Origin of the sequence: Candidatus Synechococcus spongiarum SH4 (assembly GCF_000586015.1) — a bacterium.
GTDB classification, from domain to species: domain Bacteria; phylum Cyanobacteriota; class Cyanobacteriia; order PCC-6307; family Cyanobiaceae; genus Synechococcus_B; species Synechococcus_B spongiarum_F.
Genome location: NZ_JENA01000110.1, coordinates 1 through 5,271 on the forward strand (window position 1 = coordinate 1; position 5,271 = coordinate 5,271).

The 5,271-nt window shown below is 64.9% G+C and carries 5 protein-coding genes; 1 reads left to right on the top strand and 4 read right to left on the bottom strand.

Features of this window, described 5'->3' with window-relative positions; genetic code table 11:
- Window positions 1-8: 8 nt before the first annotated feature.
- Entirely contained in the window at window positions 9-1,625 is a 1,617-nt protein-coding gene (locus BG35_RS10590) for an FtsW/RodA/SpoVE family cell cycle protein (RefSeq protein ID WP_025782121.1), read from the bottom strand.
- Window positions 1,626-1,629: 4 nt separating this feature from the next.
- On the bottom strand, window positions 1,630-2,670 hold the full coding sequence (locus tag BG35_RS0106015) for an Mrp/NBP35 family ATP-binding protein (RefSeq protein ID WP_025782122.1): 1,041 nt from the start codon (window positions 2,668-2,670) through the stop codon (window positions 1,630-1,632).
- Between the two features lie 55 nt (window positions 2,671-2,725).
- Here BG35_RS0106015 and hemF point away from each other — a divergent pair, with 55 nt between their 5' ends.
- Complete coding sequence (gene hemF, locus BG35_RS0106020) at window positions 2,726-3,796, top strand: oxygen-dependent coproporphyrinogen oxidase (RefSeq protein ID WP_051506173.1); 1,071 nt, start codon at window positions 2,726-2,728, stop codon at window positions 3,794-3,796.
- Window positions 3,797-3,802: 6 nt separating this feature from the next.
- Here the strand turns inward: hemF and BG35_RS10595 are convergent, their stop codons facing one another.
- Window positions 3,803-4,708 (bottom strand): dehydrogenase, encoded by a 906-nt coding sequence (locus tag BG35_RS10595; protein WP_152535195.1) that lies wholly within the window; start codon window positions 4,706-4,708, stop codon window positions 3,803-3,805.
- Window positions 4,709-4,720: 12 nt separating this feature from the next.
- Window positions 4,721-5,271 (bottom strand): cofactor assembly of complex C subunit B (locus BG35_RS10600; RefSeq protein WP_236619806.1); only part of this gene is annotated, 551 nt, incomplete at its 5' end.

Genomic DNA, 5,271 nt, shown 5'->3' on the forward strand with positions numbered 1-5,271 from the left:
CTGTGCCATCAGGAGAACGGCCGCGTCTGCCGACAGCGCCGCTCCACCGCGGCCACCAGACCAATGCCAAGACAATTCATGAGCAGCGCAGACCGTCCATAGCTCATGAACGGCAATGGAATACCCGTCACCGGACCCAGGCCGGTGGTCATGAACACGTTCACCACCACTTGAAACATCACCATGGCCAGGATGCCAATGACCAGGAACGATTCAAAGTCGGTTTTGGCCGCCGTAGCGATCTTGAGCAGGCGCCAGGCCCAGGCGCAAAACCCCGACACCACCAGAAAACAGCCCACAAATCCCAACTCCTCCCCTAAGGCGCTGAAGATGAAGTCCGTGTGTTGCTCCGGAATGAACTGGAGTCGGGTCAGTTGCCCCTGGAGCAGACCGGCGCCGGAAAAGCCGCCGGAGCCAATGCCGATGGTGCTCTGGATGATGTGGTAGCCACCCCCCAGCGGATCAATGGAGGGATTCAGAAACAAGGTCAGCCGATCCCGCTGGTAGTCCTTGAGGCCGTGCTCCCAGAGCCAGGGCGTCCCCAAGGATGTTGCCGTTAGAGCCGCTGCCGTCAGCCCGGCGCTGATCCAGCGCCAGGGCAGGTGACGCCAGGCCACGATCCCCATGGCGGCAATCCAGACGACCTGAACCACAAGGGCGCCCGGATCGCCTCTGTGGTGGAGAGCTCCCAGTAACGCTGTGGGCAGGGGGGACAGCAGCAAGAGAAGCCACTGCCAGGGCATGGTGGACCAGTACAGCATCCACAGCACCACGGCCCCGAACACCAACGACGTGCCCAGATCCGGCTGGATCAACACCAGGGCCCACGGCGCCAGAACCACACCGAACGGGCGCAGCAGGTCAACGGGGTGCTCAATGGGGAACCGATCCAGAACGGCTGCCACAAGAATCGTTGTGGAAAGCTTGGCGAATTCCGAGGGCTGCACCTGGAACGGCCCGAGGGCCAACCAACGCTGGGCCCCCAGCGCCTCGGTGCCGAACAGGTTGACCGCCAGAAGCATGGCAATGGTGGCCAGCAGGAGCGCCAGCAGGATGACAGGGGCCCAGGCATCCCCCATGGGCCGGTTCTCCTGGGGGAGCGGGCCCTGGGTTCCCGCCTGCCACTGCTCGGATCGGCGTAACGACAATCTCTGGAGAGGAAGCCGGGATAGATAAGCCGCCAGCACAAGACCCACACTCCCTGTGAGCCAGTGATCCAGCCAGAGCCCGCCCATGCTCGTCAGCTTGCAGAGGATGAGGGCGCCCCCCACTCCGGCGAAGAACAACGGGGGGAATTTCAGAAGGCCGACCAGTCTTCCGGGAAGCCGTGGGGTCTGCAGTTGCAGGCCGATCCAGCGGCAGACGGTGAGCGCGACGGTCTGAAGCAACGTGGTGCGGGAGATCACGAGAAGCAGGGCCGCCAGCAGCGCCGCAACCGCGGACCCCTGGCTCAGCCAGGGGGAATCACCGGCCACTTGGCGCTGGGTGCTGGCAATGAGCAGACCCGAGACGCCAATCAAGACCACAGGCACACCCCAAAGCACCAGATCGAACCGGGGCTCCGCGCCTCGCTCCTGGTAACGGCTTGAAAACCGGCTGGATCTGCGGCGGGGGAACAGATCCATGGCGTCAGCGAGGGGTTGTCAGGCGCTTGCGGAGTTGCTGCGCCAATCCCTGCAGGGCGACCCCGGCGGGAGAGTCCGGTTGGGAGAGCACCAACGGTTCCCCCTCCGCCCCCGGCAGTTGCAAGGGCAGTTGAGCCAGCAGGGGCACACCGGCCTCGTCCGCCAACCGGGCGCCGCCCCCTTCGCCAAACAGGGCATAGCGTTGCTCCGGTTGATCCGGCGGCGCAAACCAGCTCATGTTCTCCACCACCCCCAGAACCGGCACCCCCAACTGCTGAAACATGGCCAGGCCACGGCGGGAGTCCGCCAGGGCCACCTGTTGCGGCGTTGTGACAATCACCACTCCCTCCATGGGAACCGCCTGGGCCAGGGACAACTGGGCATCCCCCGTCCCCGGCGGCAGATCCACCACCAGCACGTCACGGGCTCCCCATTTCACCTGATAGAGGAATTGACGGATCACGCCGTTGAGCATGGGCCCCCGCCAGATCACCGGCTGGCCCGGGCTGATCAGCAATCCCATGGAAACCATGGCAATACCCCAACTCTCCAGGGGCAGGAGCAGTTGCTGGCCACGCTCTTCAACCGTCTCCGGTTTCTTCTCGCTCAACCCCAGCATGATGGGGGTGTTGGGACCGTAAAGATCCGCGTCCAGCAGACCAACCTGCAGGCCCGTCACCGCCAGGGCGCAGGCCAGGTTCACGGCAACGGTGCTCTTACCCACGCCCCCCTTGCCACTGCTCACCGCCACCACGGTTTTGACGCCGTCAATGGGGCGGGTCTGGGGAGCGGTTGGCGCCGCAGGGGCGGCAGCCAGCTCAATCTGCACGTCCTCAACACCGTCAAGAGCCAACAGGGCGGCCCGCGCCGCCTTGGCAATGCGATCCCGCTGGGGGTTGGCATGGGTAGGCAGGGCCAGTTCGATGATGGCGCGTGATCCCTGGAGCCGTGGCTTGCGAATCCACTCCAGGTCCAGCACGCTTTTCCCGCTGCCCGCATCAGTCAGGGGGCGAAGACAGGCCAGCGCTTCACTAATGGTGGTCATGGGGTGGGAGAAGGGTGGGGGAGTGTCAAGATCTTGCCTGAACTACGCTCATCCCATGGTGCAGCATCCTCCGCAAGAGGCCCCGTGCCATTCCCCCGTTTCCCCGGAGCCGCCGCCTGATGCCCGGGAGCGGTTCCGGGCCTTTGCCTGTGGTCTGCAAGACCGGATCTGTGCAGCCCTGGAGGAACTGGATGGCGTTGGCCGCTTTACGGAAGAGCGCTGGCTGCGTCCGGAAGGGGGCGGCGGTTGCTCACGGGTGCTGAGGGACGGGGCGGTGCTGGAGCAGGGGGGCGTCAATTTTTCCGAGGTGGAGGGCAGCCGCCTGCCCCCGGCCATTGTGAAGCAGCGGCCCGAGGCGGCAGGGCAGCCGTGGTTTGCCCTGGGCACCTCCATGGTGCTTCATCCCCGCAACCCCTATGTCCCCACCGTCCATCTCAACTACCGCTATTTCCAGGCGGGGCCGGTGTGGTGGTTTGGCGGCGGCGCCGATCTGACCCCCTACTATCCCTTTCTCCAGGATGCCCGACACTTTCACCGCACCCTGCAGGGGGCCTGTGACGGCGTTGATCCTCGCTATTTCCCCGTTTTCAAGCGTTGGTGCGACGAGTACTTCTACCTGAAGCACCGCCAGGAAACCCGGGGGGTGGGGGGCATCTTCTTCGACTATCAGGATCCCGCCGGCGTGCTCTACCGGGGAGAGAACGGCCAGGGGGAGGCAGCCCGGTACAGCGGGAACATCGGCCCGATCCAGCAGGATTGGGAGCAGTTGTTCCAGTTGGCCCAGGCCTGCGGCCATGCCTTCCTGCCCAGCTTCCTGCCCATCGCAGAGGCGCGACACGCCATGATCCATGGGGAGCGGGAGCGTCAATTTCAGCTTTACCGCCGGGGTCGCTACGTGGAGTTCAATCTGGTGTTTGACCGGGGCACCATCTTCGGCCTTCAAACCAAGGGGCGCACCGAATCCATCCTCATGTCCCTCCCCCCCCTGGTGCGTTGGGAGTACGGCTATCAACCGGAAGCCGATAGTTGGGAAGCACTCCTGTACGAGGACTTTCTGCGGCCCCGGGATTGGCATGGGGACAGGGAACTGGAGGCCCGTTGCCGCGCCCGTGGCGCCCTGGGCTGATTCTTGCTAACGGGTGACGTTGATGGCTGGCGGCGGCGGAATTTGCAGCGGCAGGGAAGGTTGCTGGCTGGCCGTTGCCCTATTGGCGGGTAAGGTGGGCAGTGCCGGCATCTGGAAAACGGGCTTGGGCACGTCCAGGGCCTGGGCCATGGTGGTCACCACCCGATCAGCAATGGTGTTGAGAGCCCTGTCCCGGGTGGCGGGATTCCGCAGCTTGTTCTCCAGGTCCCCTTCCAGCTTGCCCACCTCCAATATGGTGATGCCCCGCTTGGGGGCGCCCAGCACCCCACGAAAGTCCCAGGGGAAGGAGCCGAATTCCCGCGCCAGGTACTCATCAATGACCGTTTGCCCCCCATACACCCGGGGGATGACGCCGGAGCCAAGGCCGTCATGGCCATAGGCGTCGTAATGAATCTCCAGCGCATAGCCCCCTGCCTGCGCATGGCGCTTGCCCTGGCTCCAGTTGGTGCGGGGGTCGTCACCGTTGTGGATGGTGCGGACGCCGGGGTCATAGAAGCGGATATTGAGCCCCCGCTGCCTGCCCAGCTTGACAATGCGCTGGGCCGTTTTCAGGTTCCAGAAGGTCTCGTCGGTGATGCCGGGCTGCATGGGGCGCGCCCCGTTGACAGCCACCGCATAGCCTCTGGTGCCAGGACTGATGCCTTGGGAGTCCGCATGGCCCGCCAGCACAAGAATGGGCACGGTGGGATTGAGTCGCCGCTTGCCCAGCCAGTTCTTCTTCACCGTGAGCCGTGAGCGCTCCCCCGTGTTGACTTTCACCCTGAGGAACTGCCCGTAGGGCTCCCGAGGCAGGGCCGCCTGCGCCAACAGGGTTTGCGCCAACAATGGCTGGGCCAGGGGAACCGGACTGATCAGCAGCAGGATAAAAGCCAGAGCGGAACGGGACGGCACAGGCGCCAACAATCAGGCCTCCACCGAATTATTCAAACGGGATGTCAGTTGTGCAAGGGGTGAGCCGCAACTGCAGGGTCTTCTCCAACTCGGCCTCCACCGCCAGGAGTTCATCGCGATGGACCCGCATCGCCAGACGACAGGGCACCACCTGATCGGGCGTGAGCAAACGGATCGCCACTGCTCATGCCGTTGGGCGCGGCGCAGATAGACGGGCGCGGCCGCCAACCCCGCCAACCCCAGAGCAAGGGGCCATGGCTGGCCTCCGGGCAGCATCTGACTGATCGCCAGCCCCAGGGCCGCGCCGCCACAACACCCCAGCACCGCCAGCAGCACGGCCAGGGGAATACTGGCGGCCACATGGCCTTCATAGACCAGGCGGCGCTGTTCGGGATGGGTGCGGACCACCTGCCAGCCCCGCTCCGCCAGCCAACTGTCCAGGTCACGCAACAATTGCAACGGGGGACGATAGCTGCTGATGATCATGGCGGTGGTGCGGTCCTTGCTGGAGGCCCGCAGAAAAAACACCAGACCCGTGGCCAGCAACACGGTCAGCGCCAGGG